This is a genomic window from Phormidesmis sp. 146-20 (assembly GCF_052939475.1).
This window is the reverse complement of sequence record NZ_JBJPHT010000058.1, coordinates 1-26,444: the sequence shown is the minus strand read 5'-3', so window position 1 is coordinate 26,444 and position 26,444 is coordinate 1. Positions and strand designations below refer to the sequence as shown.

Sequence of the window (26,444 nt, the reverse complement as noted above, 5' to 3'; positions counted from 1 at the left end):
TACGATCTATACGATCTAATTGATCGGAGTTGATCGGTTGAGTGCTACCGCTTCAGTTCTATCCTATTGCTCTAGCGGGTTTCCTATGTTCATGAACACTGCCTGTCTCAGCGATTTTCTCGAACCTGCACCGACCTGTTTCCAGACGGACACGCTGGCCGAGGTGCTGGAAGTTTTTAGTCGGGGAGGCTGCGATCGCCTGGTAGTAATCAATGAACAACGCTGCCCGATCGGACTGATTCAACTTCGCAGTCTGATGCCCGGCAATCCCGAAACGACGACTTTATTGATTGACTTTAAACGCGCTCTGTCGGCTGTGGGTGCCCCGCTTTTGGAGCCATTGCCTGCGTTGCCGGGTGACCTGTCGTTGAGCCAGTGTGCAATCGAATTTCGCGATCAGACGGAGCGATTTTGGGCCCTGGTGGATGGCGATCGTCATTTTCAAGGACTGATTGATAGTTTTTATGTGAGAAAGCTGATCGAGTTGGAAGCAGGGTCTCAAACCCCGACCGTGGTTGAGGAAACGCCAATCTCTGCGAGTTACCCGCAAGAAGTCGGCTCGATCGCAGGTTCTACACAGATTCCGCTCGAATTTGATGGTCTCAAGCAGCATTTGCGCGTTCAAATTGCCAAACTTCGCTCTCAGCTTCAACCAAAACCCCTTTTAGAATCGTCTGCCGTCCATCCGCTGATGCAGTTTTTGGAACGATTGCCGCTGCCGCTGATGCTGCAAACCAGTACTGGAAAGGCGCTGGCGCAAAACGCTTTGTGGCACGAGCAGTTTGGTGAAATTGTCGATCCGGGCTGGGTACAACGGGATGCCGATGCCGTCTTAGAGTTTGCGGCGCATCACCCTTCAGACTCAACGCGCATTGACTCGTGGGAACGGTCGATCGGCACTTCTAGCGAGTCTGCTTTAGCCAGCCTGTGTCACATCGGCTCAACGCCCAACACCTGTATTTGTGCTTGTCCGCTCAAGAATGGTCAAGAACGGATTTTGCAGTTGGTCAAGATTCCGTTGGGGGCAATGTTGCCAGAGATGAATCTGGGGCTGACTGACCTGTGGCAAATGCCCGTGGTGAGTGATCAGTGGTCGCTTGAAGATTTTCGCCTGGCTAAATTGGACGGCGGCGACCCTGCGACAACACCGCGCCCCTGGGTTACAGAAGAAAGTCTGTGGCTGGTACTGGCTCAAGATGTCACCGAACAGCAGCAGTTAGCGAGAGAGTTGGCTGCCAAAAATGCTGACCTGGTGCAGCTTAACCGCCTCAAAGATGAATTTTTGGCCTGCATCAGTCACGAATTGAGAACGCCTCTAACGGCGGTTTTGGGGTTGTCGAGTCTGCTCAAAGACCAGCTATCGGGGGGATTAAACGAACGACAAATTCGCTATGCTCAACTGATCTATCGTAGCGGTCGGCACCTGATGGCGATCGTCAACGACATTCTCGACCTCACCCGCATGGAAACGGGCCAGCTAGAACTCTCGTTGGAACCTGTAAACGTTCTCAGTGTGTGCGATCGAGCCTTTGAACAGGCGCAAAAAGTGCGATCTGAAGAAGCAAAGCCTGAAGCGGGACAGGAAGTTGACTCGGCTGCCCCTTCTTTTGTGCTGGAAATCGAACCTGGGCTAGAAACCCTCGTCGCAGATGAGATGCGGCTGCGTCAGATGTTGGTCAATCTGCTGTCAAATGCGCTCAAATTTACTGAGTCACCGGGCAGAATTGGGCTGCGCGTCAATCTTTGGGAAGGCTGGGTTACCTTTACGGTTTGGGACACGGGGATTGGCATTCCTGCCGAAAAGCAGCATTTGATCTTTCAGAAATTTCAGCAGTTAGAGAATCCCTTAACACGACGGTTTGAAGGGGCAGGATTGGGACTCGTTCTCACACAGCGATTGGCCAGACTACACGGCGGTGATGTGTCGTTTGTCTCCAAAGAAGGTCAGGGCAGTCAATTTACCTTGTTGTTGCCGCCGACTCACCCTCAGCCCACGATCGCTCTGGGCACTTCCCCTCTTCAAGCCTGTCGGACTGGACACAATCGTCTGGTGCTCGTCGTCGAAGCTGTTGTGAGATCGATCGAGCATCTCTCAGAGCAACTGTTTGAATTGGGCTATCGAGTCGTGATCGCCCGATCGGGCACCGAAGCGGTCGAAAAAGCCCGCAGGCTGCAACCCTGTTCGATTTTCGTCAATCCGCTCTTACCCACACTGTCAGGCTGGGACGTGCTAACCCTGCTCAAAGCCGATCTCCAAACGCAGCACATTCCCGTAATTGTCACCGCCACACGGGGCGATCGCGAACAGGCAACTCGCAATCAGGCAGATGGTTTCTTAAGCTTACCGATCGCCAGCAAAGCCCTCAAACAAACCCTGGCCCACCTGACCGAAGCCGCAGAACCCAGCGAAGCCTCGGAAAAACCTGTCGAAAGTCTGGTGATCTTACGGCTCAGTCCGACTCGCTATGGAGAACAAAGCCGCATTGGGCAACAGGCAACGATCGACCTCAATCATTTACTGCATCGCCACAATTACCGAGTCCTAGAAGCGGACGATCTCGAACAAGCTGAACTGTTGGCTCAGGTGTGGAAGCCCAATATTGTTTTGTTAGACGCGGCCATGCCCGACCCGATCGCTTACATTCGTCGTCTGAGTGAGCAGTCGTTTTTGGCTTCGTTGCCGATCGTCACGCTGGATCAAGCCACGACTCAAGCGGCCAACCAAATTGCTGGACTGTCGATCTTTCCTTGTCTCGCGCCCTTAATGGAACAGTCTGTATCATCGGGACAGTCAGAAACCTCAGCGTTGTTGCAGGTGATTCAAGTTGCGGCGGGGTTTGCGTGGCGGCCGTCTGTGTTGGCGATCGACCTGGCACATCTCAATCATGAATCTGCCAGAGAATCTGAATGGGTACAGGCGATGATGCAGTATATTCAGACCGCTGGATTTCGGGGGACTGTGGGGCGATCGTGGGCAGAAGTCCTGCAAAAACTCCAGTCTCAAAGCGTCGATCTGCTGCTGATTTGCTGGCACGACACCAAGATTTATTCGGCGACGCTACAAGCCGTCTCAAGCCTGAAATCGCTCAAATCAAAGCCGCCGATTCTCGTGTTGGATCATCGTCAAAAATCGGGCGCGATCGACTCCCCCGAAGTCAAAACCTTCTCAGAACTGCTGAGCGAATTGGCCATCCCCATCTTGCCCCAGTCGCTTCAAATGGAAGAATTGCTGAATCAAATTAATCAAATCCTGACATAGCTATTTCTTGAAAATTTAGATCATTGTATTCAAAAGTACATTGAGTTTTCAGATTCCCAGAAATTGTACGGAAGTTTGATTTCAGAACTGAGCGACTTTGATTTTTTGCATCTCAACCATTCTGAAAATCGTCGATTTAACTAAGCAAAACTAAGGAGTGAAATCCTGATCTACGGGCAATCATGCACGGATGAAAGTTAAAATACTAACCATCCGGATTTAGGCTAAAACTCCGACGATCTTCCGGCAAAACCAGATTAAATTTGGTTCCAGAAACCCCATACATCACTGGAAAAACTTGGCTTCATGTCCCCAGATATCATTGAATTTGACGGTAGAAAGTTCGTCCCGGCAGACCAATTGCCGATCCCAGAGTGGGCTTGCGTTCTCAACGAGCGTCCCCAGCCTGTCTTGACATTAAAAGATGATGATCTCTTTTTGCTCACGGACACGTTTGGCAACATTGGCGGAAATGCGGACGACGGCCGCAATGGCAGCATGGGGTTATTTTGTAACGACACTCGCTTTCTCAGTCGCCTGGAAATGCAAATCGATGGTCGTCCCCCAATTTTACTCAGCAGCACCGCCGAAAAAGGGTTCGTTCTCTCAGTGCTGTGTACCAATCCTCGTCTCGAAAAGATTCCTGCGGAATACATTGGCATCAAGCGAGAACTGGTGCTGAATGGGGGACTGTTTGAAGAAATCGAAGTCGCCAACTACAGCACAGAAGCCGTCAGTTTTGAGATCAGTCTCAGCTTTGATGCCGACTTTATCGATCTGTTTGAAGTGCGCGGTGCCCAACGAGAACAACGTGGGAAACTGCTGCGATCGCTCCCCGACACCCATTCCTTAGATCTTCTGGACGACGAAACCGATCGCCCCCCGGTTGAGATGTCGCTCGCTTACCAGGGTCTAGACGGGACTTTGCTCGAATCACGCCTGCAATTTTCTCACCATCAGCCCGATTTTCTCAAAGGCTACACCGCCGTCTGGAAACTGGAGATGGCTTCTCACGAGACGCTAACTCTGGGCTATCGGCTGCAAATGTTGGGCAACGGACGATCGGTTTCCCACGTTAACGCCCCCTACACGCTGTCTCAAGCCAAAGCGGCCGAAACGATGGAGGAGCAAACCTGGCAACAGCAAGTAACGCAGATTCGATCGGACAAAAGCACGTTTAACCGTGTGATCGAGCGGGCAGAACAGGACGTATATCTCTTGCGTCAAAGCTTTGGTAAGAATAAGGCGCTTTCGGCGGGGGTTCCCTGGTTTTCGACGTTATTTGGGCGCGACTCGATCATTGCCGCTTCTCAAACGCTGTTGCTTGATCCCCAGATTGCCCGTGAGACGCTGACGATTTTGGCCCACTACCAGGGCAAATCTGAGGACGAATGGCGCGACGAACAGCCCGGTAAGATTTTGCACGAAATCCGGTTTGGCGAAATGGCCCGCTGTCAAGAAATCCCCCATACGCCTTATTACGGCACGGTCGATGCTACGCCACTCTGGATCATGCTCTACGCAGAATATTTCTCCTGGACGGCGGATCATGAAACCCTGGATCGGCTGTGGTACAACGCACTGGCCGCGATGGAGTGGATCGATCGCAACCTCAAAGAAACGGGTTACCTCAGCTACGCCCGCAAATCAAAGCGTGGACTCGATAACCAGGGTTGGAAAGATTCGGACAACTGCATTGTGAATCGTAAAGGACAGCTTGCACGGGGAGCCATTACGCTGTGTGAGGTGCAGGGCTACGCCTACTCGGCCAAAGTGCGCCTCAGTCAGATTGCGCGTATGAAGAAGCGGATCGATCTCGCCGATCGCTGGGAAGAAGAAGCCAGAGATCTCAAGATGCGCTTTAATCGAGACTTTTGGATGGAGGATCAAGATTTCTGTGCGCTGGCATTGGATGGAGACGGCAATCATGTAGACAGCATCACCTCTAACCCCGGTCACTGTTTGAATCTGGGCATCTTCACGCCAGAGAAAGCCTACAGTGTTGCAGAACGGCTGCGCGGGCCGGATATGTTTAATGGTTGGGGCATTCGTACTTTGAGCAAGTCATCGCCGGCCTACAATCCGATGGGCTATCACATTGGGTCGGTCTGGCCTCACGACAATGCGATGATTGCGATCGGTCTACGGTCTCTCGGTTTGATCGATCAGGCGCTAGAACTGTGTAAAGGACTGTTGGATATGACGCGTCACCAGCCGTATCAGCGTCCACCAGAGTTGTTTTGTGGCTACGATCGCACCAACGACAATGCCCCGGTGCAGTATCCAGTCGCTTGTTCTCCGCAGGCTTGGGCGACGGGCAGCATTTTTCAACTGGTGCATATGATTGTCAACCTGGTGCCCGATGCGCCTGGAAACTATCTGCGAATTATTGATCCCTCTTTGCCGGAGTCGATCAATTATTTGTCGCTACAAAACCTGCGAGTCGGTCAGACGTTATTGGATCTAGAATTTGAGCGATCGGGGTCTTCTACGTCTTGTCGAGTCTCTAAAAAGCGGGGCAATTTGCGAGTCGTTATCGAAGCGTAAAGGTTTGAGAAATCCAGAGTTTGGGAAGTCAAATCAAGCGATCAACGCTCTCAAATTCTGGATAATAAATGAAGCGATCGGGATACAAATGGCAAATTTTGGATAGCATGACAGCACCGCTTCCCTTGTCGAATTCTATTCACTCCTTCAGATTATGGCAAAGCGCAAAAAAGACGACCTTCGCTGGATTAAAGAGACGTTGGAACTGAAAGAAGACCATCGCTGGCAATCGAAACCAGGATACAAAATATTTGTCGCCGATCGCGGGGCCGTGCGCTTTGATGTGCCCCATGATTGGCATTTTGAGCCAGATGTCAAGTCGTTTAAGTTTCTCGATCGCAAGCCCCCCGATGATGATTGTCGTCTAGAAATGTCGTTTAACCGTCTACCTCAAGGAGATTGGAGTCTGTTTCCTCTTCAGCACACGCTCAAGAAGATTGTGGAAGACGAAAAGCGCAACGTGATCGAAACGGGGGAAATCATCACGCTCAAGCGCCAAACCGCCCGCATTGTCTGGACAGAAGTCAAATTTATCGATGCTGGAGAAAACCGGGAAGCCTTCTCTCGAATCTGTATCGGGTTGGGGTCTAACGTGCAGTGTTTGATTACGTTTGACTATTGGGCAGATCAAGCCGATCGCCTGACTCCAGTCTGGGATCAAGTCCTCGATTCGCTGGTTTTAGGTCTGTATATTCGCGATCCCAAAACAGGTCTTGCCTTCCCAGATTGAAGCAATGGTGCGATGAATGCGATCGTTCTGCTCACGAGTTGCACCCTTTGTTCTGTTTGTCACGCTTATGCGTTGCTTACTGTCGCTTAACTTTTTCTTATTGCTGATGCAGCGATCCAAAGCAGCAAGTGAGTTGTCATAGTCGAGGCTTCTCCCGCAATCAGAACTCCTTCTCCTACATTTGGCTGCGATCAAGGAATTCTAAGCGCAGCTTCTTTTATAGTAAGTGCGGCTGAAGCGATCACAAGTTCTGCTTCTTGCTGAATCAGTTGCGATCGAGTGATCCTGAGTGTAGTTCGTTGTACGCTGAGTGAAGCAAATTCACCTAAACCTATTCCTCCTATTGATGCCTTCAACCGCATCTTAGAACCAGAAATCGCGATTTATGTGCAACGCAAACTGGAGTTTCTTGGCTCTAACAAAGCTAAGAAAATCGTTGCGGGATTGCAAGAAATTAGTAAGAATAAGGGTCACCAACCTTTTCGGTGTTTTGCTGAAATTTCAAGCATGTTGAAAGAGAAGCGGAAAAACGGATCAGTAAGTTTAATCTCTGCAAACAAAATGTTAGAGATAGTAGACCGCTGGAACTACTAGCAGCTTTTGGTTTGTTAAAGCTTCTGGATTGCAATTTAACTGCTCGTTAATACTTGTAACAAGCTGTAAATAGCGTGAATTGAGTGAATTATCTTTGATTCCAGAAGTGGGTAAAGACATGACGACTGTTGCTATCTTGCCAATTTCCGACATTAATGGTGAGCGAATCTATGAAGCGATCGCCGGAGACAAACGTTCCATCGGCAAAACTGTGGGTGAGGCCTTGGATGGGCTGACAGTCCAGTTAGAGAACGAAGAATTCAGCGCACTTCTGGTGATTCAGAGCTTTTCTCCTGACAATCTTTTTGGTGCCAAGCAGCAAGAACGCCTGTCTGAGTTAATGAACCTCTGGCGAACTGCACGAGATAGCGGACAATCCCTCTCCCCAGCCCAACAAATAGAGCTAGACCGCTTAGTAGAAGCTGAGTTAAAAGCAGCAACGGCACGATCGGAAGGAATTTTGCAGCAAATCATTGAATGAATCCTTTTTATATACCTAGCTTGCTTAGTGGAGACTGAATTGAAAGCAGCAACGGCACGATCGGAAGGAATTTTGCAGCAAGTCATCGAATGAATCCTTTTTATATACTGATCGCCGATCGTGCAGCTCATCGCTGTGAATACTGCCATGCTCCCGAACTCGTCTTCAACTTTCCCTTTGAAGTTGAGCACATTATTCCTGTCTGTCGGGGTGGTGCAGATGCAGAATCGAACTTGGCCCTCGCTTGTCGATCCTGTAATCTTCGTAAAGGAATGCGTATCAACAGTAAAGATCCTGAATCTGAGACTGAAATGCGCTTGTTCAATCCAAGAATTGACCAATGGAATGAGCATTTTCAGGCAGAAGCCGAGTCCAGCAGAATTTTAGGCATAACTTCGATCGGAAGAGCTACTGTGGATTGTTTGGACTTCAACAATCAAACACAACTGGGTGCACGCCGACTATGGAGCCGACTCGACCTATTTCCTTAGTCTTTTGAGTTTGGTAACACGGGCACTGTACAGATAATTTCAGAATAATTAAGAACTGTAAGCAATGGACGATCGCCAGTACGCACCCGCCACAGAACGCAACCGAGAAGCCATTTTAGACGTGCTTTTACAAGTTTTGCCGCCCACGGGCACCGTGTTAGAAATTTCTAGCGGCACTGGAGAACACGCCGTCTTTTTTGCTCCCCGCCTCGCCCCCCGCCACTGGCAACCCTCTGACCCCAACCCGCTCGCCCGCAACAGCATCGCCGCCTGGCAAACCCATCAGCCCGCCGACAATTTGTATCCCCCGATCGCGCTAGATGTGCGAGACCCCATCTGGATCGTTGAGCAACGTCAAGAACCGATTACCGCGGTCGTCAACATCAACATGATTCACATCGCCCCCTGGTCAGCCTGTCTGGGTTTATTGGATGGAGCCAAACGAACGCTTCCACCCGGCGGAGTTCTCTACCTATATGGCCCCTTCAAACAAAATGGCCGTCACATCGCCCCCAGCAATGCCGCATTTGATCAAAGCCTCCGATCGCAAAATCCTGAATGGGGAGTTCGAGATTTAGAAGAAGTTGTGTCCGTTGCCCAATCTCAACAGTTACATTTAGTCAATGTTGTACCCATGCCCGCCAATAATTTGTCTGTGATTTTTCAGACATCCAGCAGTTAAATGAAATCAACTTTACGCAGCGCCTAACTGAATTTGGGACTTCCTTCAAGGATTGCGATCGCTTTGCTTGCAAAATAAATTAATCGATCGCTTTAAATTTAGGGCATACTTAATTCATCTAGAAAGCTAACCTCAAATTTAAGAAGTTTTAACGAGTTTCAAAGTTTCCAGAATTCACTCATTTAAGATTGATTCAAAAGCTTTGATTATCTGAATCTGCAAGCGCCTGAGTTGGTTGCCTACACAGATTCTTCTCAAAAGATTCAACTTAGACAGAGGACGCGACGCTATCTTGAAATGGAGTTTTTGGGGAGAGGAAATGCGTAGACCTTTACTGATTGCATGTGCAGGAATATTGGCGCTCTGGGTAGGTGGCTGCGGCTCTGAAGACACTGCCAGCACGCCCGAAGCAAGTCCTTCTCCCGCCGCAGAGGCCACCCAAAGCCCAACCGCTACTCAAGGCTTTGCAAAACCTCTGGTGGCTGAGAAAAACGCCGCTAAGAAAGGGCAGATTGCCAACAGTCGAGTTCCGGGGTTGCTTCAGTCTACTGACCCAGAAGAGCGGGCCCGCCAAGTTCAAGCAGGCATCAACGTTAGAAGAACTCAGAACGATCCCTTTGCCAGCCTGCCTCCCTTAATTACATTGAGAACTCCTGCCGGAACGTCTGGCGGCATAAGCCCTTCTGAGAGAGGCAACGCAGGCACCGAGACAGCCCGACAGCCCCAGCTTCCTGATTCTTCTCGTTCTCCGCAAGGAGGGTCTGACCGGAGAACGGCAGCCAATCCTGCGACCAGAGCCGTTCCTCAAGGCACCCCCTCTGCGCCTGGTCTGCGACCTAGCGTTCCGACCATTAGCGCTTTACCGCCGCTGCCAGAGCCAACGTTAGCCAGAGCCGTCGAAGTGAGCGGCGTGGTCGTCGTCGGTGGAACTGCCCAAGCGATCGTCAAAGCGCCCAACGAGTCCACCAGCCGTTATGTTAGCGCCGGACAGCGCCTTTCTAATGGTCAAATCTTGGTGAAGCGAATCGAGGTGAATGCTGGGTCAGATCCGATCGTCATTCTGGAGCAAAACGGTATCGAAGTTTCCAGAGGGGTTGGCGAAAAATCGAGTCCGGCTGGCACACCCACGGCGCTCTCTCCGAGTTACCCGCAAGGGGTCGTTCCTCGCAACTTTGGTTAATCAGCCGATATAGACCACGCTAACTTACAATTTGCAACACTCAGCCATTTTGAGAAAGCAGACGCTAGAGTTAAATCATAATTTGACCTCTACAGTCTGCTGACTACGGAGTGTGCTGCGATGACTACAACAATCAACCCATCTCCCGACTTTTGGACTACTGTACTTCCCACACCTCAGCCAACCCAGGACGCTGACCTGATCCATCAAATTGGGTTTATTCCAGGGCTGAAGGATCTTTTAACCCTGCGACAGGTTCATGCCTTAGAGCACGCCACGGTTTGGATCTTGAGCAGTGGATCAACGTCAGAGGGGGATGCGCTGGGAGGACTGTCTACCGATCGCGGCTTTTACCTCTATGGTCAAGTCAAAACGGCGGATGTCAGTCGGGCGGTGAGTCAGGCCTTGAGACGTATTACTCAGGGCGAATGGGATTTGGCCGTCCATCCGCGCTGTGGCACAAATATCTCAGTAGGGATGGTACTGACGGCAGGGTTAACGTTGGGCGTTTCGGCACTGTTGCCACGGGGGCCGATCGAGCAGATTTTGGGGTTAGGGTTAGCTGCCACGACTGCCGCACAGTTGACTCCTGAGCTGGGGCGATTTGTACAGCAATATGTGACGACAGCGATTCCTTTTAATTTGACGGTGCAGAGCATCAGCGTCGTGCAAGATTATTGGGGTCGTCCTGCTCACTTTGTGCAAGTGCATTGGGTCGAGTAGAAAAGTCGAGTCGAAGGACAAAGTAATTCAATAAAAACCTCAATAAAAAACCTCAATAAAAAAGTAGCCCACTTTTGTAGGCTACCATCAGCAAAAATTTGCAAAGACTAACCAACCTGGACTTGAGCCGCATCGACCGCGCTGGCTCCGTTGACATTGTTAGCGATCTCAACCAACTTATTGAGAATTTCTTGGCTGGGGGCTTGACCCTTCAAGACAACCGTTGTGCCCAGTTGAGCCACATAAACGTGATCCACATCTGCCACCATTGGGTCTTGATCAAAGGCTAAAGCCACTCGCTTGGCAAGACCACTCTGGTCATATTCACCGTTGAGTCCGACTCGCTCAGGGGGAATTGTTTCGGCAGCGACGGTGGTGTCTCCGGGGGCATTCGTCGGGGCCTGTGGAACGGGTTGCCCACTCACGGCTTGCTCAGGATTTTTTGGCTTTTCTTGTCCAAACAGTCTTTGTAACCATCCCATAAAAACGCTTGCTCCAATTCAACTTACAGAGATTGATTAGACCGGGTAGCCCGTGAAAACGCATCCATCTATAGAGAGAATAATACTGAGTCTGTCAAAAAGCAAAGTGTTTTTGAAAACATACTGCGGAGATTTCTTGAAGTTTGAGCAGATTCTTGTGGGGGTTGGCGGTCAGATTTGGTTGCGATCGCTCCTCCGCACGATAGGATAGATTAATGGCTGCTTGAAGCTCAATTTCTGCTGAAGGATGGCAGAGATTCCGGTCGAGGTATTCTGGCTTCAATCAAGCCTTAACCCATCACAGCATTTTTTCCAAGGCAATGAAGCACACCCTTTCTGTTCTGGTTGAGGATGAAGCCGGAGTTTTGACTCGGATTGCAGGGCTGTTTGCCCGTCGGGGATTTAACATCGAAAGTCTAGCGGTCGGCCCCGCAGAACAGATGGGCGTATCGCGCATTACGATGGTCGTGCCGGGAGATGATTCCAGCATTGAGCAACTGACAAAGCAACTCTACAAACTGATCAACGTGATCAAGGTGCAAGATATTACTGAGGTGCCTTGTGTCGAGCGGGAGTTGATGCTGCTTAAGGTGAATGCGGGGAGCAACAATCGATCGGAGATCGTTGAGTTGGCGCAGATCTTTAGAGCCAGAGTGGTAGATGTGTCCGAAGATTCTCTGACGCTCGAAGTGGTGGGCGATCCGGGGAAGATGGTGGCGATCGTGCAGGTACTCAATAAGTTTGGGATTCGAGAAATTGCCCGAACGGGAAAGATTGCACTGACTCGTGAATCAGGCGTTAACACTGAGTTTCTCAAGTCTCTCGAAGCGAAAGTTTAACGGATCAAACCCAGTTAGCTGGCTGCGTTAGGTGTGCTGACGTAGTTCTAGGATTGTCGGTTAAACACCAAGCTCTTTGGGACGTAGGTTTTGCTCAGAAAGCTTCAAGCTACACTTAAGACTAGAGGGTAGGAGTAACCTCACCTTTTGAGTTCTGTTTCGAGCTGCTAGAGATCTCGATATTTACAAGAAGGCTTGGTGCAATGGTTCAAAAAATTGCCTTATTTAACCACAAGGGCGGAGTTAGCAAGACTACGACCACCTTCAACTTGGGCTGGATGCTCGCCTCAAAAGGGAAAAGAGTAATTCTTGTGGACAGCGACCCGCAATGCAATCTCACAGGCATGGCTTTGGGAGAGGAAACTGAAGATGACGAGGCGAGAATCCAAGAAATCTACAATACAACTTCAAACATAAAGACAGGATTGGCTCCTGCATTTGAGTCACAGCCAAGAGCTATTGAAGCAGTTGATTGTATCCCAGTACAAGGTCAAGATAATTTATTTCTATTGCCTGGTCATGTCGGTTTTGCTGAGTATGAAGTAACACTAGGCATCGCTCAAGAGCTAAGTGGTTCAATTCAAGCGCTTAAGAACTTACCAGGTTCTATCAATGATTTACTCGAGAAAACAGCAGCTAAGTTTAATGCAGACTATATTTTGATTGATATGAGTCCCAGCTTAGGCTCAATTAACCAGAATTTGCTAATGATCAGTGACTTTTTCTTAGTACCTACCACTGCCGACTTTTTCTCTGTAATGGCGATCGATTCTTTGGCTAAGGTACTGCCGAGATGGTATGCGTGGGCTAAGTCAGCAAGTTCACTTCAAATTCTAAGAGAGGCTAATTATCCTTTTCCTGATGTTAATCTGCGTTTCTTAGGAATAATCGTTCAAAACTATCGAATTATCCGAGGTAAGGAAACTGCTGCGTTTCAAACCTGGATTAGAAAAATTGAGGAAGCCGTTTCTAATAAGTTGATTCCAATCTTGAACCAAAGCAATATGATGCTACCGAATCAGATTTACAAGAATCAGGGAATTCAAGGTAGCTTTTCTCTTGCAAAAATTTCAAACTTTAATAGTCTGATTGCTCTATCCCAGGAACATCGAACCCCAGTTTATGCATTAAGCCCTCAGCAGTTGGGACAAACAGGAATTGTTCTAAGGGCAAATCAACAGAAACAGGAAGAGTTCAGGCAAACTTTTTCAGATTTGGCAGACAAAATTATTGCACTAAGTTCCGAAAGCTCCGTGTATGCAGTCAGCACTTGACCAATTTCGCATCAGCATTGGTCGCGTCCGAGACCTAATTGCACTTCATAATTCTGTCAGAGCTCAAGCTACGGGTGCGCTTGACGTGTCAGATATGTTGCGTGCTGCGCTGGTTCTTGCTGTGAGTGCATTGGATTATTACGTACATGAAGTTGTGACATTGGGAATGCTAGAGATCCATCGAGGACAACGTTCTGAGCCAGTCCCTTCAGCAAACACAACCCAATCAGCATTCTCCCGTTTTCAAGTGTCGTTGGGTAGTGCGCGACAAGATCGGCTAACAGCGATCGATATTGCCTCTTGGCTTGAAAATGAAATCCAGCAAACTCAAGGTTATACATTCCTCCAGCAATCTTACACAGTTTCAACCTTGATTCCCACAATATCGAATAGCCTTGTGAATAGGCTCAATAGTGCATCTTGGTTAGAGGGTGAGATTCGTGAGCGTTTAGGATATCAGAGCTTTCAACAAGCAGACAAAATTGCTGAGGCAATCAGATACATTTCCGATAAGAAGTTGTGGGATGAAGTAGCTGTCCAGATGACTAAACCCTCAAAAGATATTAAGCAGCAACTAAATTCGATTGTTGATCGAAGAAACAAAATTGCTCATGAAGCCGACATAGATCCAACTTTTAATATCGGCAGTCGATGGAATATTGATGAGTTGCTTGTCGGTAATGCTGTTGACTTTATTGAGATGCTTGTTGAGAGCATTCATCAAGTGCTGTAGAAATGGCATATGGCATAAACCAGCTAACAAATCGTTGCAGCGGCGGAATAAAAGTTATTGGTTGGATGCAAAGGTTGCCAGCGGCCGCTGAACTCAATCGTTCTCCTGCTGCGTTGTTCAGACTTGTGCTCCCCAAGCTGCCAATTCTGGGGTGCTTTTGGACAATCCTGATCAAAAGTTCTTTGTCTAAAGGGGATTCAAGAGGCGCTTCTGGCTTATTCGACGCGCTGAAGGGGGGTGAGTCGGGGATCGATGATCTTTTGTCCGCCATCGGGAAAGCGGATCGCCAGCGTGACTTTTTTGCCAGAGGAGAAGACATGTGTGATTTCACCTGCGCCAAACATGCGGTGAATTAGTCGATCGCCTACCTTCCAATTGGTTGAAACGGTGCCCGCAAAGTTAGATTCTGGCACTTTTTGCGAGATCGGCTTTGTCCAGCGAGTTGGCAGTCCGGCTCCGACATTGGTTTCCATCAGATCTTTGGGCAATTCTGACAAAAAGACAGACGGGCTGGCAATTTCGCGATTTCCATACAAACGACGTTCGCGGGCGTAGGTGATGAAGAGGCGCTCTTGGGCGCGAGTGATGCCCACATAACAGAGGCGACGTTCTTCTTCGAGGGCAGAAGGGTCGTCGAGCGATCGAAAGCTCGGAAACAACCCTTGCTCTAAGCCCACCAAAAAGACAACGGGAAATTCTAATCCCTTAGACGAGTGCAGCGTCATCAGAGACACTTTGGTCGATTCGTCTTGTTTGTCGTCTAGATCGGATTGCAGGGCGGCGTTTTGCAGAAAAGCCGTCAGAGAATTGTTGTCTTCGTTTTCTTCTTCAAATTGCAGAACGGCATTGTAAAGCTCCTGGACGTTTTGAAAGCGTTCTTCGGCTTCGTCGGTGCCCTGAGATTTTAAGTCCTGCACATAGCCAGAATCTTCGAGAATGCCCTGGACAATTTCAGACGCGGAGGCAGTTTCTAGCTGCTCTTGATATTTTTGAATAGTTTGAGCAAAGCTGATGACCCCTTTAGAAGCGCGCCCTGCCAGGGTTTTGACCGACGTTTCATCAATGAGAATTTCCCAGAGCGGAATCGCTAATTCTATAGAGGCTTTTTGCAGAGCATCGATCGACGCTTTACCCACTCCCCGTCTTGGCGTATTGATCACCCGCAGTAAGCTCATGGTGTCAGAAGGATTGACGATCGCTCTCAAATAGCCCAGTACATCTTTAATCTCTTTGCGATCGTAGAATCGCAGACCGCCGACTACCTTGTAGGGAACGCGCGATCGTACCAGTGATTCCTCAAGGGCGCGAGATTGGGCGTTGGTGCGATAGAGAATGGCAAATTTGCCCCAGTGCAATTCGGGGTTTTGGCGCTCTAATTTTTGAATCTGCTGTACCACAAATTCGGCTTCGGCAACCTCGTCGTCAGAACGGTGACAATAGACAGATTCGCCTTCTCCACGAGTTGGTTTTAATACTTTGTCGATGCGTTCGGTGTTGTTTTCGATCAGGTGATTGGCCAGTTGCAGAATGTTCTCAGTGGATCGATAGTTTTCCTCTAGCTTGACCATCGTGCGCGTATCGTCGTCGGGCAAGCGATCGCCAAAATCTTGCTGAAACCCCATGAGAATCTTGAAGTCAGCCATTCTAAACGAGTAGATCGACTGGTCTGCATCCCCTACTACGAAGATCGATCGATAGTTCCAGTCTTCAAACGATCGGGCGGCTTCTCCATTCGTAGCTAATAGCTGAACCAAATCATACTGAGTCTGATTAGTATCCTGATATTCATCAACGAGAATGTGTCGAAAGCGTTTGTGCCAGTATGCGCGAATCTGTTCGTTTTGGCGAAGCAATTTCACCGGAATCAGGATTAAATCGTCAAAGTCTAATGCATTATTTTCGGCTAACTTGTCTTGATACATGCTGTAGACATTCGCAATCACCCGTCCTTTAAAGTTGGGTTGTTCTTGCTCTAGATCTTGCGGTGACCAACCTTTGTTTTTAGCGTTGCTAATCGCAAATCTTACCGATCGCGGGTCAAACTTTTTGTCATCCAAATTCAATTGATTGATGATGATATCTTTGACCAGACTTTGAGCATCTGATTCATCAAAAATCGAAAAGCTCTTTGTCCATTTGCGTCCTTTCTCGTCCTGAAATTTCTCGATATCAAAGCGCAAAATTCGTGAACAAAGCGCGTGAAACGTCCCAATCCACAAGTCTTTGATGATGTTTTTATACACCTTTGATCGCAGACTGGTTTGTTGATGAGCGGGAAGGGCTTCGAGGGGCTTACCAAAATCGGCGTGGGCCTGGCGATCGGCAAACAGTTTCTCGATCCGCTCCTTCATTTCTTTGGCGGCTTTGTTGGTAAAGGTGACGGCCAAAATATTCTCTGGGTCAACCTTATGAGTCAGGACGAGATTGGCAATCCGATAGGTCAAGGCGCGCGTTTTGCCAGATCCCGCCCCTGCAATCACCAAAAGCGGCCCGCAGTGATGTTCGACCGCTTGGCGCTGTGAAGGGTTGAGGTGACTGAGAAAATCAGTAGGTTGCGTCATGGCAGGATCAAGGGGAAACGGTCTCTGTTTCAAGCCTATCGCATCTTGGGGGTGAGGAGGGAGGGAAGAGGGAGGAGGGAGGAGGGAGGAGGGAGGAGAATTTTGTTAGAAGGTGCCTCGTGTTACGCCTAGTTGGTTGTGTAGGTTTAGGTCGCGCCAGAGTTGGGAGCCGTTGATTTTGCCTTCGAGGAGTTGACGGTAGCGATCGATGGTCTCGATCACCTGGCTGGGCGTTTCGTTCACAAACTCGATGCGGAAGTGTTGAACGCCCCATTCTCGCAAGTGTTGAAAATATTCGGCTCCAGTTTGGGCTTTCCCATTAAAAACGGTGTTTCGGCAGCCTGAGTCGGCTTTGAGAATATGTTCTGTACCAATGCGATCGCGTAGTTTGACTTCGTGTTCTTCGCAGGGTCGCCCACAGTTTGTATAATCCGTTCCTTCTGACAGAAAGGCACAGAAGACGCAGTGTTCCATATGAAACATCGGCATGTGTTGGTGTAGCGTGACCTCAAACCATTCCGGCGGACAGCTTTTTAGCAATGCTTGAAGTTGAGCAATGTTGAGATCGTAAGATGCCGTCAGGCGTTGTAGTCCGCGTTGGATAAAGTGATCTGCGGTGAGTGGATTTACCACATTTAATGAGAAATCTCCGATACAGTTATCCTGTTCAAAAAACTTCAGATGATCGTAATTTCTGGCTAAATATCCGTCTGCCTCACTCGCCCGAACCTGCTGCAAAATCCAGGTTTCGCCCGGTTTGGTAATGCGAGGAGGGGCGACGAAGATCTGTGAGGCGTGAGGCGTGCGTGAGGCGTGACGAACTAACTGGACGGCTTGGCGGTAGTTGCGAGGGTCTTCAAATTCGCAGTAGAGGGTCTGAATGTTAGCTGAGAGGGCTGCCTGAAGTTGGTCTAAATTGCGAACCAGAACGATTAGATTAGCTGAGGTAGAAATGGGCCTCTGAGAGACGACAGGCAGCAGCGTTTTGAGCGTAGCGGTGGGGTGAAGTTGCCAGCGTTTGGGTTGGGCGCGGAGTGTTTCTAGCTGAGTAACGATTTCTCGCCGCAGACGGTTGAGTTCGCTGACGGGTAGCATCACGGAACCCTGCACAAAATTGGTGAGCGTTTCTAACAAAAAGGGCGTGTTTCCTAATCGTCCTAGCTGTTCTTGTAAGCGATCGCTCGTCAACGGTTTGCTGTGCGCTTCGACTAACGCCATCTCGGACTCAACCTGGACAAGATTGCCGGACAAATCACGCGCGATCGCAATCAATTTTTGCCCCACTGCGCCATGAACTTCTAAGGAAATCGGACGCTGAAATTGGGGATGTTCGCCTGTGAAACTTTGTCTGACCTGTCGATCGAGTTCTGGGTCACTGGTTTTCCAGACGCGATCGCCGAGGTGGATTTTTCGCAGATTTAACGCCGATCGTCCAAATGAGAGAACGGCTTCTCGATCGTATAAATCAACAGTGTAAACTCGTCCGCCTTGTTCGGCAGCTTCGGGGTGCCCACTGTCAAACACGATGCCGTCTCCTGGCTTAACGGGCGCTTCTAATTGGATCGTGACCTGCTCCCCCCGAATCTGAGTAACTTCGCCCAAGTACACGCCGCGCTTTTTGCCAAATCTTGCATGGACTAATTCTTGATTGTTGATGCCTTCAAACCAACCTGTAGAGAGGCCACGAGAGAAGGCCATTTCTAAGTTGTAGCGATCGGGTGTGGGGTGTGGGGTGTGGGGTGTGGGGGGGAGTAAGTTTGCGTCGGGTTGTAGGGATTGCATGACGCGATCGAGAGCCTGACGATAGACGCGGGTGACGTTGGCGACATATTCTGGAGACTTGAGGCGACCTTCGATTTTGAGGCTAGTGACTCCGGTTTTGACGAGTTCTGGTAATACGTCTAGTCCGGCGAGATCCTGGGGACTGAGAAGATACTTGCGATCGCCCAACTCGACAACTCTGCCATCTGAAAGCAACTCATAAGGCATTCGGCAAGCCTGAGCGCATTCCCCTCGATTGGCAGAGCGTCCACCCAGCGATTCACTGGTCAAACATTGCCCTGAATACGCCACACAGAGCGCCCCATGTACAAACACTTCGAGCGGCAGGGATTTTTGTTGAGTGATCTGATGCTGAATTTTGTGAATCTCTTTCAGCGAACATTCTCGCGCCAACACCACCAACTGAGCACCGATCGACTCCGCAAACTCAACCCCTGCGGCACTGGTAATCGTCATCTGCGTCGAAGCGTGAATCGGAAAATCGGGCGAAAGGTGCCGAATCAGCCGACAAATGCCCACATCCTGCACGATCGCCGCATCGACTCCAGCCGCAATAATGGTGCGAAGATACTGCTCTGCCTCGACCAATTCTTGAGGAAAAATCAGCGTATTTAGCGTCACATAGCCCTTGACCCCGCGAATGTGCAAAAATTCCATTAAATCGGGCAAATCCGCCTCACTAAAGTTTTCGGCTCTCATGCGGGCGTTAAATCGCTCTAGCCCAAAATAAATCGCGTCGGCTCCATTCTCGACGGCCGCCTTGGCACAGTCCCAATGTCCAGCAGGGGCGAGCAGTTCAGGTCGATGCAGGGTTGACTGATGCGAATTAGAAGCTGGGTTGGGAGCGGTGTACATGACAAGGAGAAAGCAGGGGCTTATTCATGATAGCGGCCGTGGGGAATCAGAGTTAGAAGCCAAAAGAGAAGAACAAAAGATGGATCAGAAGAAATTCGGGCGTTGCTGAATCAGAATATGAATCTGTCCGTCGAAGCTGAATCCTCTCGCCCCCTAAATCCCCCACAAGTGAGGGACTTTGAACGAGAAATATTGTCTCAAAGTCTCCCAAAATTGGCAGCTTGGGGGGCAGAAGTGCTGAACAACGAAGCGAGAAAACTCCATCGACTTCACGTTCGATGATCAGGACGATTATTAATAGGCAACACGTCAACTTAAAGCCAGTTGCCAACCAGGATAAACGGGGCCCAATAGAAAGGATGGGCGTACTGTGGGGTTTTCAGGAGTATGAGTTGAGCTTGTCGGAGAATCTCTGCTCTACTTAAATGTTGCTGAGTCTTAAATGTTGCTGAGTCAAAACGCGATAAAACTCAGCCATCAAATCTGCGGTCGAGTCATTGCTTACAGAACACAATGTTGCCAGGGTACTCCGGGCACCAGAACGCACCGCCAGTCCGGACAGATCAATCAAAAATGGAAGGTCGCGATCGACAGACCACGATTCTTTCTTAGGTCGCTCTTTTGAAGTTGTATTTATCAGAAAACTGCATCAAAGCAAGGTTGAAACAATGTTCTGACTGGATCAATGTCGAGTTTGATCAGCCCAGGGCGTGAGCATTGTTGAAATCCATTTTAAGCCGTAGTCGATCGCCAGTCCGATCAGTCCGATCAGTAGAATGCAGAACAAAACTTTCTCAGTTTGCAGAAACCGCTGTGCCTGGATGATTCTAAATCCTAAGCCCGTTTGAGCGGCGACCAGTTCGGCAATGACGAGGTAGTTCCATGCGCCAGAAATATTCACTCGCAAGGTATCTAACACGCTCGGAAAAGTCGCGGGAACAATCACCTTAAACAAAACATCGCGTCGAGTTGCACCCAGCGTATAGGCAACATTGATCATCTCACTGGGAATAAACTTCACCGCATCCGCAACCATGATCGCGTTGTACAACACAACTCCTAATGTAATGATCAAGATTTTTGATTCTTCACCCAACCCCAGCCAGATTACAATCAACGGCACAAAGGCGGTCACGGGCATATAGCGCACAGTTCCCACAAACGGCGCAAACAAACTGTTCATGCTGTAGAACGTCCCCATCGCAATGCCCATCGGCACCCCAACGATCGCTGCTGTCAAAAAGCCCGCCAACACTCGACCACAACTGACCAGCACATCCGCCATCAGGTCATTGTTTGCAAACATCTCAATTCCCGCTTGCACCACTGCCGTCGGAGTCGGCAAAAACATCGGGGGAACTAGCTTGGCATAGCTGACGATCGACCACAATAACAGCGGCACCGCCATCGAAACTGCGACAATCAACACAGCCAATCGCCGCGAAAAGCCCTGCCGAATGCTCCAGAAGACCGAAGGCTTGAGATAGTGATATTGACGATCGGGTGCAGGAGATGAATCTAAACTCGCATTAGCCACAGAAATAGTCCTTTACAGGTGATACAACGATTTGCGGTAGAACGTTGGCTCTGTCACTGATCGGCAATGTCAACCTTCGTCAACATTCACTGACATCTCTTTTAGTCTAGGGAGACATTCAGGCTTTTTTGTATTCAAGACTACTCGATCGTCTTTTTGCACCTGAGTAAAATCGCAAAATCAAGTATTTCTAACGTCCCTGCGTAAGTTTTCAGCCGCTCACCTGCCGGAAAGATTTATTCGTTTTTATTAAACAGAGTAATTGGTTATGTATCTAAACTGACACTCTGAGACCACACAATCTAGTTAGCTAGTAGAGATTCGACGTTGTTGCCCACTCCTGGAAGCTCCACTATGCTCGATACTCGATCGCAAGACTTACAGCGTGAGCGGACTGCCACCGACCTGACTTCAATGCCTGCCAAGCTTGAGGTTCGTGACTTGTCCAAGTCGTTTGCGATTCAGAGCGGCGCTTTGACAGTTTTGGAGAATATTAACTTTCAGCTTTTTGCGCGAGAGTTTGTCTGTCTGGTTGGGGCATCTGGGTGTGGCAAATCGACATTGCTCAACATTGTGGCAGGGCTGGCCAGTCCTTCTTCGGGTCATGTGCTGGTAGACGGGCGAGAAGTGACGGGCCCAGGCTCCGATCGCGGGATGGTCTTTCAAAACTACACGCTTTATCCGTGGCTGACCGTTTCTCAAAACATTGCTTTTGGGTTGCAGCTTCGTAAAATGCCCAAAACCGAGCAGCGAGAGCGAATCGAATATTATCTAGACGTGGTGGGGCTGACCCAGTTTTCCAAGTCTTATCCCAAACAATTGTCGGGTGGTATGAAGCAGCGAGTGGCGATCGCCCGTGCATTAGCCAATGAGCCAGCCGTATTGCTAATGGATGAGCCGTTTGGGGCGCTAGACGCTCAAACCAAAGAGCAGATGCAGCAATTCTTACTTGAACTCTGGGAACAAACCCACGTCACCGTTTTGATGATCACCCACGATGTCGAAGAAGCAATTTTTCTATCTCAGCGCGTCTATGTGATGAGTGCGCGTCCGGGACGAATGAAGCTAGAAGTGCCCGTTAATTTGCCCGAACACCGCGACTTAGATATGAAGCTGTCGCCTGAATTTGTGGAAGTAAAACGTCAGATTTTACATTCCCTTCGCGACGAGTAAACCATCCCAACTAACAGAATGCTAACCCTGTGACGGCGGTTAAAGAAACGAATGTTTGGGTGGATAAATTGGGGGCGATCGATGAAAAATCTTGGCGGAGGATTCGATTAAACTTGCATTAAAAGCAGGATGTTAGCAGAGTGTAATGTTTAATACTTTTTTCTGGCGGGCGCATGTTGAAAATGGTGACATCGATCACAGCACCCAGGAGTCACACATTGCCCGATTAAGGTAATCTTTGCCCACAAAACTGATCGCTTCTAGGGTTCCGGTTGAAGGTTCAGCGTCTGGTCCGAGAGAAGCAAACTGTTTGACATGCAGACAGCCACACGGCGGGACAAAAGCCCGGGAGAGACGATTAACAGCGATGAGTCTGTTGCGCCTCTTTCGGGTTTTTTGATTTCTAAAACTGTATCTTTTGTGATTTACTTTATGCTCTCCGAGGAATTCTCGAATGTTTAATTTTCGCTCAATCAAACTGATCGCCTTTGCATTGGTCGCTCTATTGTGGACGGTTGCGTGTTCTCCTCAATCTGCCAGTAACAACGCAGCTAACAATCCTGCTCAACCCCAAACGCTGACGATCGCCACTAACCCCTGGTCTGGCTATTCGGGGCATCACGTTGCGGTGAAAAAAGGCTTTTATGAGCAAGCTGGCCTCAAAATTCAGGACATTTTGTTTCAATCCAACACAGAGCAAATTACGGCGTTTCTGTCGGGTAAGGTTGATCTGGCGTGGCTGACGGCGGGGGATGTGATTCAAATGACTGGCAAAGATCCCAACCTCAAAATTATTTTTCTCTGTGATTACTCCAACGGGGCGGATGGCATTCTCGGACGTGGCATCAAAACACCTACTGACTTAAAGGGTAAAACGCTGGCTCGTGAAGATGTGTTGTTTCAGAAAGTGCTGCTGCGGGCGTATCTCGACAAAGGCGGTGTGACTGAAAAGGATTTTACGATTAGAGACATGCCTGCTGCCGATGCGGCGACAGCCTTTAGCGCCAAACGAGTGGATGCGGCGGTGACTTATGAGCCGTTTCTGACTAAAGCAGCCAAAGAAGGCGGTGGAGAAGTAATTTTTAGCTCTAAAGGCACGAATTTGATTGCGGATGTTTTGGTGACCCGTCCCAATTTGATTGCTAATCGTAGAACCGAATTGCTCTCAGTTCTCAAAGCGGCCGATCAAGGAATCAAATTGCTGAAGGCGGGCGATGCGGATGCGATCAATGCCGCCGCCGAAAAGCTAGGAATCAAACCCGAAGAACTGCGCGAACAACTCACAGGAATCACGCTGTTTGACATTGAGGATAATAAGACGATCGGGTTCAATCCTGATCATCCTAACAATGCGATCAAGAGTTTTGAATTGGTTGCTAAAGCTGCTTACGATTTTAAGGTGGTGTCGCAACCGCTGGATGTCAAAGCACTCTATGATGATTCGCTTGTAAAGTCGCTCTAGAATTGAGATTGTTTGAGAGTGGAGATCAAATTTTCACTCTCAAATGATGACAAAACTTTTTGGGCGGTGACTGCTAATAGATTAGGGTTTTAGAACTTTTGTCAGTCAATCACCTCGGATGACTCTGTGCAACAACACAATATTGAATGCTGAACAATACAATCATTTTTATATGAAACTCGATCGAAAAGTTGTTGTGATTACAGGAGTCGGGTCTGGAATTGGACGATCGGCTGCCCAAATTTTTGCACAAGCAGGCGCGACGGTGTTTGGAGTCGATGTTGATATTAAAGCAGGACGATCGCTTGCTCAAGAACTCAGTTCTCTCAAGTTTGAGTTTTTTGCCGCCGATTTGTCTGAGCAGCAGGGAGCCGTAGAGACGATCGCCGCCTGCCATCAAACCTATGGGCGAGTCGATGTACTCTACAACAATGCTGGAATCTCTGTTGTTGAGCCGTTTTTAACCGTCAGTCAAGCAACGCTAGAAAAGATTTTGGCGGTTAACTTTTTGGCTACTTTTTATCTTTGTCGGCAGGTGATCCCCATTATGCAGCAGCAAAAAGCAGGCGTGATCATCAATACGGCTTCTGAGTTGGCTGTAGTCGCTCAACCTTTGTATTCTGCTTATTGCGCCAGTAAGGGAGCCGTGTTGTCTTTTACTCGTGCTTTGGCGCTGGAATATGCTCGCGATAATATTCGCATTAATGCACTGTGTCCGGGCCCGATCGACACTCAAATGTTGGATCAGGAATTTGAACTAGACGCTGACCCAACTAAAGCCAGAGAAGACAGCATTGCAGGAATGCCGATCGCTCGTCTAGGACAGCCGGACGAAATCGCTCAAGTGGCTTTATTTTTGGCCAGTGATGCGCCTCGATTGCTACATGGCTCAACGCTACTCGTGGATGGCGGAAAAACAATTTTGTGAGAGGTGATCAGACGGACAACCCGGCTTGCGTCTGGCTTCTAGATACTCGACAATGATTTGCTGATACCGCTCTTGACCAAAGATCTGATAATGCCCTGGATAAACGGTTTGAATGGGAAGCGCTTGTAAACGTTCATAGCTGGTAATGTAAGTGGGAATATGACTGCAATGAAGCTCATCTAACAAATCGCCATCATAAATGACATCGCCAGAGAACAATTCATCACGCTGCGGATCATACAATCCAATACACCCCGGAGAATGCCCTGGTAAATGCAGTACTTCAAAGGCTCGATCGCCCAGATCTAATACGTCGCCTTCCTGTAGGATTTGAGTCGGTTCGGTCGCTTGCAGCGTGTATTGTTCTACAGTGAATTGAGGATGGGGCAGCAAATCGAAATGTTCTTGCAAAACAAATCCATGTTCGGGGCTGCATAGCGCTTCATGATCGTCACCCGTTCGGAGTGCGTCAGCTTCGGCAGCGTGAATAGCTCGATGGTCAAATTCGTGCATTCCGCCAGCGTGATCAAAGTGAATGTGAGAGGCGATCGCTAATAGCGGTTTGTCCATTAAGGAGGCAATATGTTGGCGTAAGCTAGAAACGCCCAATCCGGTGTCAATCAGCAAATCTCGATCGCGTCCTTTGATCAGCCACAGATTAGCGCGATTCCACCAGTAGTAGTGCGGTTCGCTAATCAGATACAGTCCATCATTGATCTTTTCAGTCGAAAACCATTGTTCACAAGCTAATTGAGTGTTTTCCATTCTCATCACCTCTCATGATTGATTTAGACACTATTTTTACGGTTGGATCTGATCCTAACGCAGTCTTTACTGCATTGATGCCAGCATTGTGTGAAGCATTAGAGTGCGATCGCTGTTTCCTTTATCTTCGCAATCCCGCAACTAGCCAAGGAACGGTTACTCACTGTTACAGCCGTCATTCACCGTTTGCCGACCTGACAGGCTCAACATTTATTGAAGCAGAGGCTGTAGAAGATCCTTTAATGGGGATGGCGTTTCGCACTCCAGAAGCGGTGTTTGTAGACGATATCGAAACAGCAGGTTCCGACGTGGTGAATGTGGTTTACGAGCGAGAAGCTTTTGGGCATCGTGCCTTAATTCATGCACCTCTTTACTACAAAGGTGAGCTTTATGGCATTCTAGAACCCTGTGTGTTTGGGCAGCCTAGAAAATGGAGTGAGCACGATCGCGCCCTCATTCACCTGGTACAACAGCGATCGGCGACCTTTGTCGTTCAGTATCTTCGGTAGTCTGTTGATAGTGTGGGAATTCTTGAGCGATCGCCGCTGCAATCTGTTGAGCAATCTGGGCTGACATGAGAGTTCCTTTCTCGATGCTGGCAGTCTTAGCGGAAGACAATACCCCCGAAGGCGGCACCCAGTCTAATTTTGGTGGATACAGATCATAGGGCGGAAAGTCAGCGGGCTTGTCGTCTGGAATCAAGTGCAACCGAACTAACTTGGGATAGTAGTGCAACATGAGCGAGGTTTCTATTACGGCCGCATGTTCGAGCGCATAGCCAGGAAAGCCATCTGGAAAAACCTGGCTTAAGGTTAATTTGGTCAAAAAGTCCCAATATTCTAGTCGCATGACCTTTAGGCTCGGCGCAGTGCCCACATCTCGAAGCGCCAGGTCAATTCCTTCTGTCAAAAACCATTGATTCTCATAGTGTCCATCAATGACAACCAGGCTAGTTGCTCCCTGCCGCGCCAACTCTCGAATCACATCTCGAATCATCTGACTCAAGGTATTCCCATCTAAGCTAGTTGTGCCAGGAAAGTGCTGTCCGCCGCCTGATTTGGGTTGAGACTTGTAGCCATAGCTAAAGGTCGGAGCAACAATCCCATTCACAAGTTCGGCTACACTTTGAGCGATCGCTGTACTCAACAAAGCATCCGTTCCTAAAGGCAAATGAGGGCCGTGCTGTTCGAGTGCGCCACAGGGAATAAACACCGGAACTTTAGTCTGAATCCGTTCTCGATACTCAACCCAACTAAGCGAACTCATTAATAGTGGATGCATAGAACCGCTCCTATCATGACCCTAACAACAATTAGACCTTTCCGAGAATTTACAAGCGAGACTACTCCTGGGTTTGAGGTCATTT

24 protein-coding genes and 1 riboswitch are annotated in these 26,444 nt (G+C 49.0%); of the genes, 16 read left to right on the top strand and 8 right to left on the bottom strand.

Features of this window, described 5'->3' with window-relative positions; all coding sequences use genetic code 11:
- Positions 1 to 85: 85 nt before the first annotated feature.
- The 9 genes from ACKFKH_RS28815 to ACKFKH_RS28775 all read left to right on the top strand — a co-directional run bounded on the left by ACKFKH_RS28815 (position 86) and on the right by ACKFKH_RS28775 (position 10,687).
- Complete coding sequence (locus tag ACKFKH_RS28815) at positions 86 to 3,259, top strand: ATP-binding protein (protein ID WP_446861805.1); 3,174 nt, start codon at positions 86 to 88, stop codon at positions 3,257 to 3,259.
- 306 nt (positions 3,260 to 3,565) lie between these two features.
- Positions 3,566 to 5,806, top strand: coding sequence for an amylo-alpha-1,6-glucosidase (locus ACKFKH_RS28810; protein ID WP_446861803.1), 2,241 nt, complete (start codon positions 3,566 to 3,568; stop codon positions 5,804 to 5,806).
- Between the two features lie 154 nt (positions 5,807 to 5,960).
- Entirely contained in the window at positions 5,961 to 6,536 is a 576-nt protein-coding gene (locus ACKFKH_RS28805; RefSeq protein WP_446861802.1) for a hypothetical protein, read from the top strand.
- Positions 6,537 to 6,815: 279 nt separating this feature from the next.
- Complete coding sequence (locus tag ACKFKH_RS28800; RefSeq protein ID WP_446861801.1) at positions 6,816 to 7,130, top strand: hypothetical protein; 315 nt, start codon at positions 6,816 to 6,818, stop codon at positions 7,128 to 7,130.
- A 79-nt stretch (positions 7,131 to 7,209) separates the two neighbouring features.
- Positions 7,210 to 7,611: a hypothetical protein gene (locus ACKFKH_RS28795; protein ID WP_446861800.1), complete on the top strand. Its 402-nt coding sequence runs from the start codon at positions 7,210 to 7,212 to the stop codon at positions 7,609 to 7,611.
- Between the two features lie 89 nt (positions 7,612 to 7,700).
- Complete coding sequence (locus ACKFKH_RS28790; protein ID WP_446861799.1) at positions 7,701 to 8,102, top strand: HNH endonuclease; 402 nt, start codon at positions 7,701 to 7,703, stop codon at positions 8,100 to 8,102.
- Between the two features lie 64 nt (positions 8,103 to 8,166).
- The gene (locus ACKFKH_RS28785; protein ID WP_446861798.1) at positions 8,167 to 8,784 is read left to right on the top strand and encodes a DUF938 domain-containing protein; all 618 of its coding nucleotides are present in this window, start codon (positions 8,167 to 8,169) and stop codon (positions 8,782 to 8,784) included.
- A 319-nt stretch (positions 8,785 to 9,103) separates the two neighbouring features.
- Entirely contained in the window at positions 9,104 to 9,964 is an 861-nt protein-coding gene (locus ACKFKH_RS28780; RefSeq protein WP_446861797.1) for a hypothetical protein, read from the top strand.
- Positions 9,965 to 10,084: 120 nt separating this feature from the next.
- Complete coding sequence (locus ACKFKH_RS28775; protein WP_446861796.1) at positions 10,085 to 10,687, top strand: DUF6391 domain-containing protein; 603 nt, start codon at positions 10,085 to 10,087, stop codon at positions 10,685 to 10,687.
- A 107-nt stretch (positions 10,688 to 10,794) separates the two neighbouring features.
- Here ACKFKH_RS28775 and ACKFKH_RS28770 read toward each other — a convergent pair whose 3' ends face one another.
- Entirely contained in the window at positions 10,795 to 11,169 is a 375-nt protein-coding gene (locus ACKFKH_RS28770) for a phospholipid-binding protein (protein WP_446861795.1), read from the bottom strand.
- Between the two features lie 320 nt (positions 11,170 to 11,489).
- On the opposite strand from ACKFKH_RS28770, the gene ilvN reads away from it, so the two are divergent.
- From ilvN to ACKFKH_RS28755, 3 genes are all read left to right on the top strand, one after another.
- A complete protein-coding gene (ilvN, locus tag ACKFKH_RS28765; RefSeq protein WP_446861794.1) occupies positions 11,490 to 12,008 on the top strand; it encodes an acetolactate synthase small subunit in 519 nt (172 codons plus the stop codon).
- A gap of 203 nt (positions 12,009 to 12,211) precedes the next feature.
- On the top strand, positions 12,212 to 13,282 hold the full coding sequence (locus ACKFKH_RS28760) for a ParA family protein (RefSeq protein WP_446861793.1): 1,071 nt from the start codon (positions 12,212 to 12,214) through the stop codon (positions 13,280 to 13,282).
- Complete coding sequence (locus ACKFKH_RS28755; RefSeq protein WP_446861792.1) at positions 13,266 to 14,015, top strand: HEPN domain-containing protein; 750 nt, start codon at positions 13,266 to 13,268, stop codon at positions 14,013 to 14,015. Before ACKFKH_RS28760 ends, ACKFKH_RS28755 begins: the two co-directional genes overlap by 17 nt.
- Before the next feature lie 215 nt (positions 14,016 to 14,230).
- Here the strand turns inward: ACKFKH_RS28755 and pcrA are convergent, their stop codons facing one another.
- From pcrA to ACKFKH_RS28730, 5 genes are all read right to left on the bottom strand, one after another.
- On the bottom strand, positions 14,231 to 16,576 hold the full coding sequence (gene pcrA, locus ACKFKH_RS28750; RefSeq protein ID WP_446861791.1) for a DNA helicase PcrA: 2,346 nt from the start codon (positions 16,574 to 16,576) through the stop codon (positions 14,231 to 14,233).
- A 105-nt stretch (positions 16,577 to 16,681) separates the two neighbouring features.
- Positions 16,682 to 19,213, bottom strand: coding sequence for a DUF3656 domain-containing U32 family peptidase (locus ACKFKH_RS28745; protein WP_446861790.1), 2,532 nt, complete (start codon positions 19,211 to 19,213; stop codon positions 16,682 to 16,684).
- Positions 19,214 to 19,527: 314 nt separating this feature from the next.
- Positions 19,528 to 19,596, bottom strand: coding sequence for a hypothetical protein (locus ACKFKH_RS28740; protein WP_446861820.1), 69 nt, complete (start codon positions 19,594 to 19,596; stop codon positions 19,528 to 19,530).
- Between the two features lie 38 nt (positions 19,597 to 19,634).
- Entirely contained in the window at positions 19,635 to 19,784 is a 150-nt protein-coding gene (locus ACKFKH_RS28735; protein WP_446861789.1) for a CHAT domain-containing protein, read from the bottom strand.
- A gap of 111 nt (positions 19,785 to 19,895) precedes the next feature.
- The gene (locus ACKFKH_RS28730) at positions 19,896 to 20,750 is read right to left on the bottom strand and encodes an ABC transporter permease (protein WP_446861788.1); all 855 of its coding nucleotides are present in this window, start codon (positions 20,748 to 20,750) and stop codon (positions 19,896 to 19,898) included.
- Between the two features lie 354 nt (positions 20,751 to 21,104).
- On the opposite strand from ACKFKH_RS28730, the gene ACKFKH_RS28725 reads away from it, so the two are divergent.
- From ACKFKH_RS28725 to ACKFKH_RS28715, 3 genes are all read left to right on the top strand, one after another.
- Positions 21,105 to 21,923: an ABC transporter ATP-binding protein gene (locus ACKFKH_RS28725; protein WP_446861787.1), complete on the top strand. Its 819-nt coding sequence runs from the start codon at positions 21,105 to 21,107 to the stop codon at positions 21,921 to 21,923.
- A gap of 249 nt (positions 21,924 to 22,172) precedes the next feature.
- A riboswitch (guanidine-I (ykkC/yxkD leader) is annotated at positions 22,173 to 22,277 on the top strand.
- A gap of 100 nt (positions 22,278 to 22,377) precedes the next feature.
- The gene (locus tag ACKFKH_RS28720; protein WP_446861786.1) at positions 22,378 to 23,385 is read left to right on the top strand and encodes an ABC transporter substrate-binding protein; all 1,008 of its coding nucleotides are present in this window, start codon (positions 22,378 to 22,380) and stop codon (positions 23,383 to 23,385) included.
- A gap of 172 nt (positions 23,386 to 23,557) precedes the next feature.
- On the top strand, positions 23,558 to 24,313 hold the full coding sequence (locus tag ACKFKH_RS28715; protein WP_446861785.1) for an SDR family NAD(P)-dependent oxidoreductase: 756 nt from the start codon (positions 23,558 to 23,560) through the stop codon (positions 24,311 to 24,313).
- Here ACKFKH_RS28715 and ACKFKH_RS28710 read toward each other — a convergent pair.
- Complete coding sequence (locus tag ACKFKH_RS28710) at positions 24,281 to 25,078, bottom strand: MBL fold metallo-hydrolase (RefSeq protein WP_446861784.1); 798 nt, start codon at positions 25,076 to 25,078, stop codon at positions 24,281 to 24,283. The genes ACKFKH_RS28715 and ACKFKH_RS28710 overlap by 33 nt on opposite strands.
- Positions 25,079 to 25,092: 14 nt before the next feature.
- On the opposite strand from ACKFKH_RS28710, the gene ACKFKH_RS28705 reads away from it, so the two are divergent.
- Positions 25,093 to 25,587, top strand: coding sequence for a GAF domain-containing protein (locus tag ACKFKH_RS28705; protein ID WP_446861783.1), 495 nt, complete (start codon positions 25,093 to 25,095; stop codon positions 25,585 to 25,587).
- Here ACKFKH_RS28705 and ACKFKH_RS28700 read toward each other — a convergent pair.
- Positions 25,532 to 26,359 (bottom strand): creatininase, encoded by an 828-nt coding sequence (locus ACKFKH_RS28700; RefSeq protein WP_446861782.1) that lies wholly within the window; start codon positions 26,357 to 26,359, stop codon positions 25,532 to 25,534. The genes ACKFKH_RS28705 and ACKFKH_RS28700 overlap by 56 nt on opposite strands.
- Positions 26,360 to 26,444: the final 85 nt, after the last annotated feature.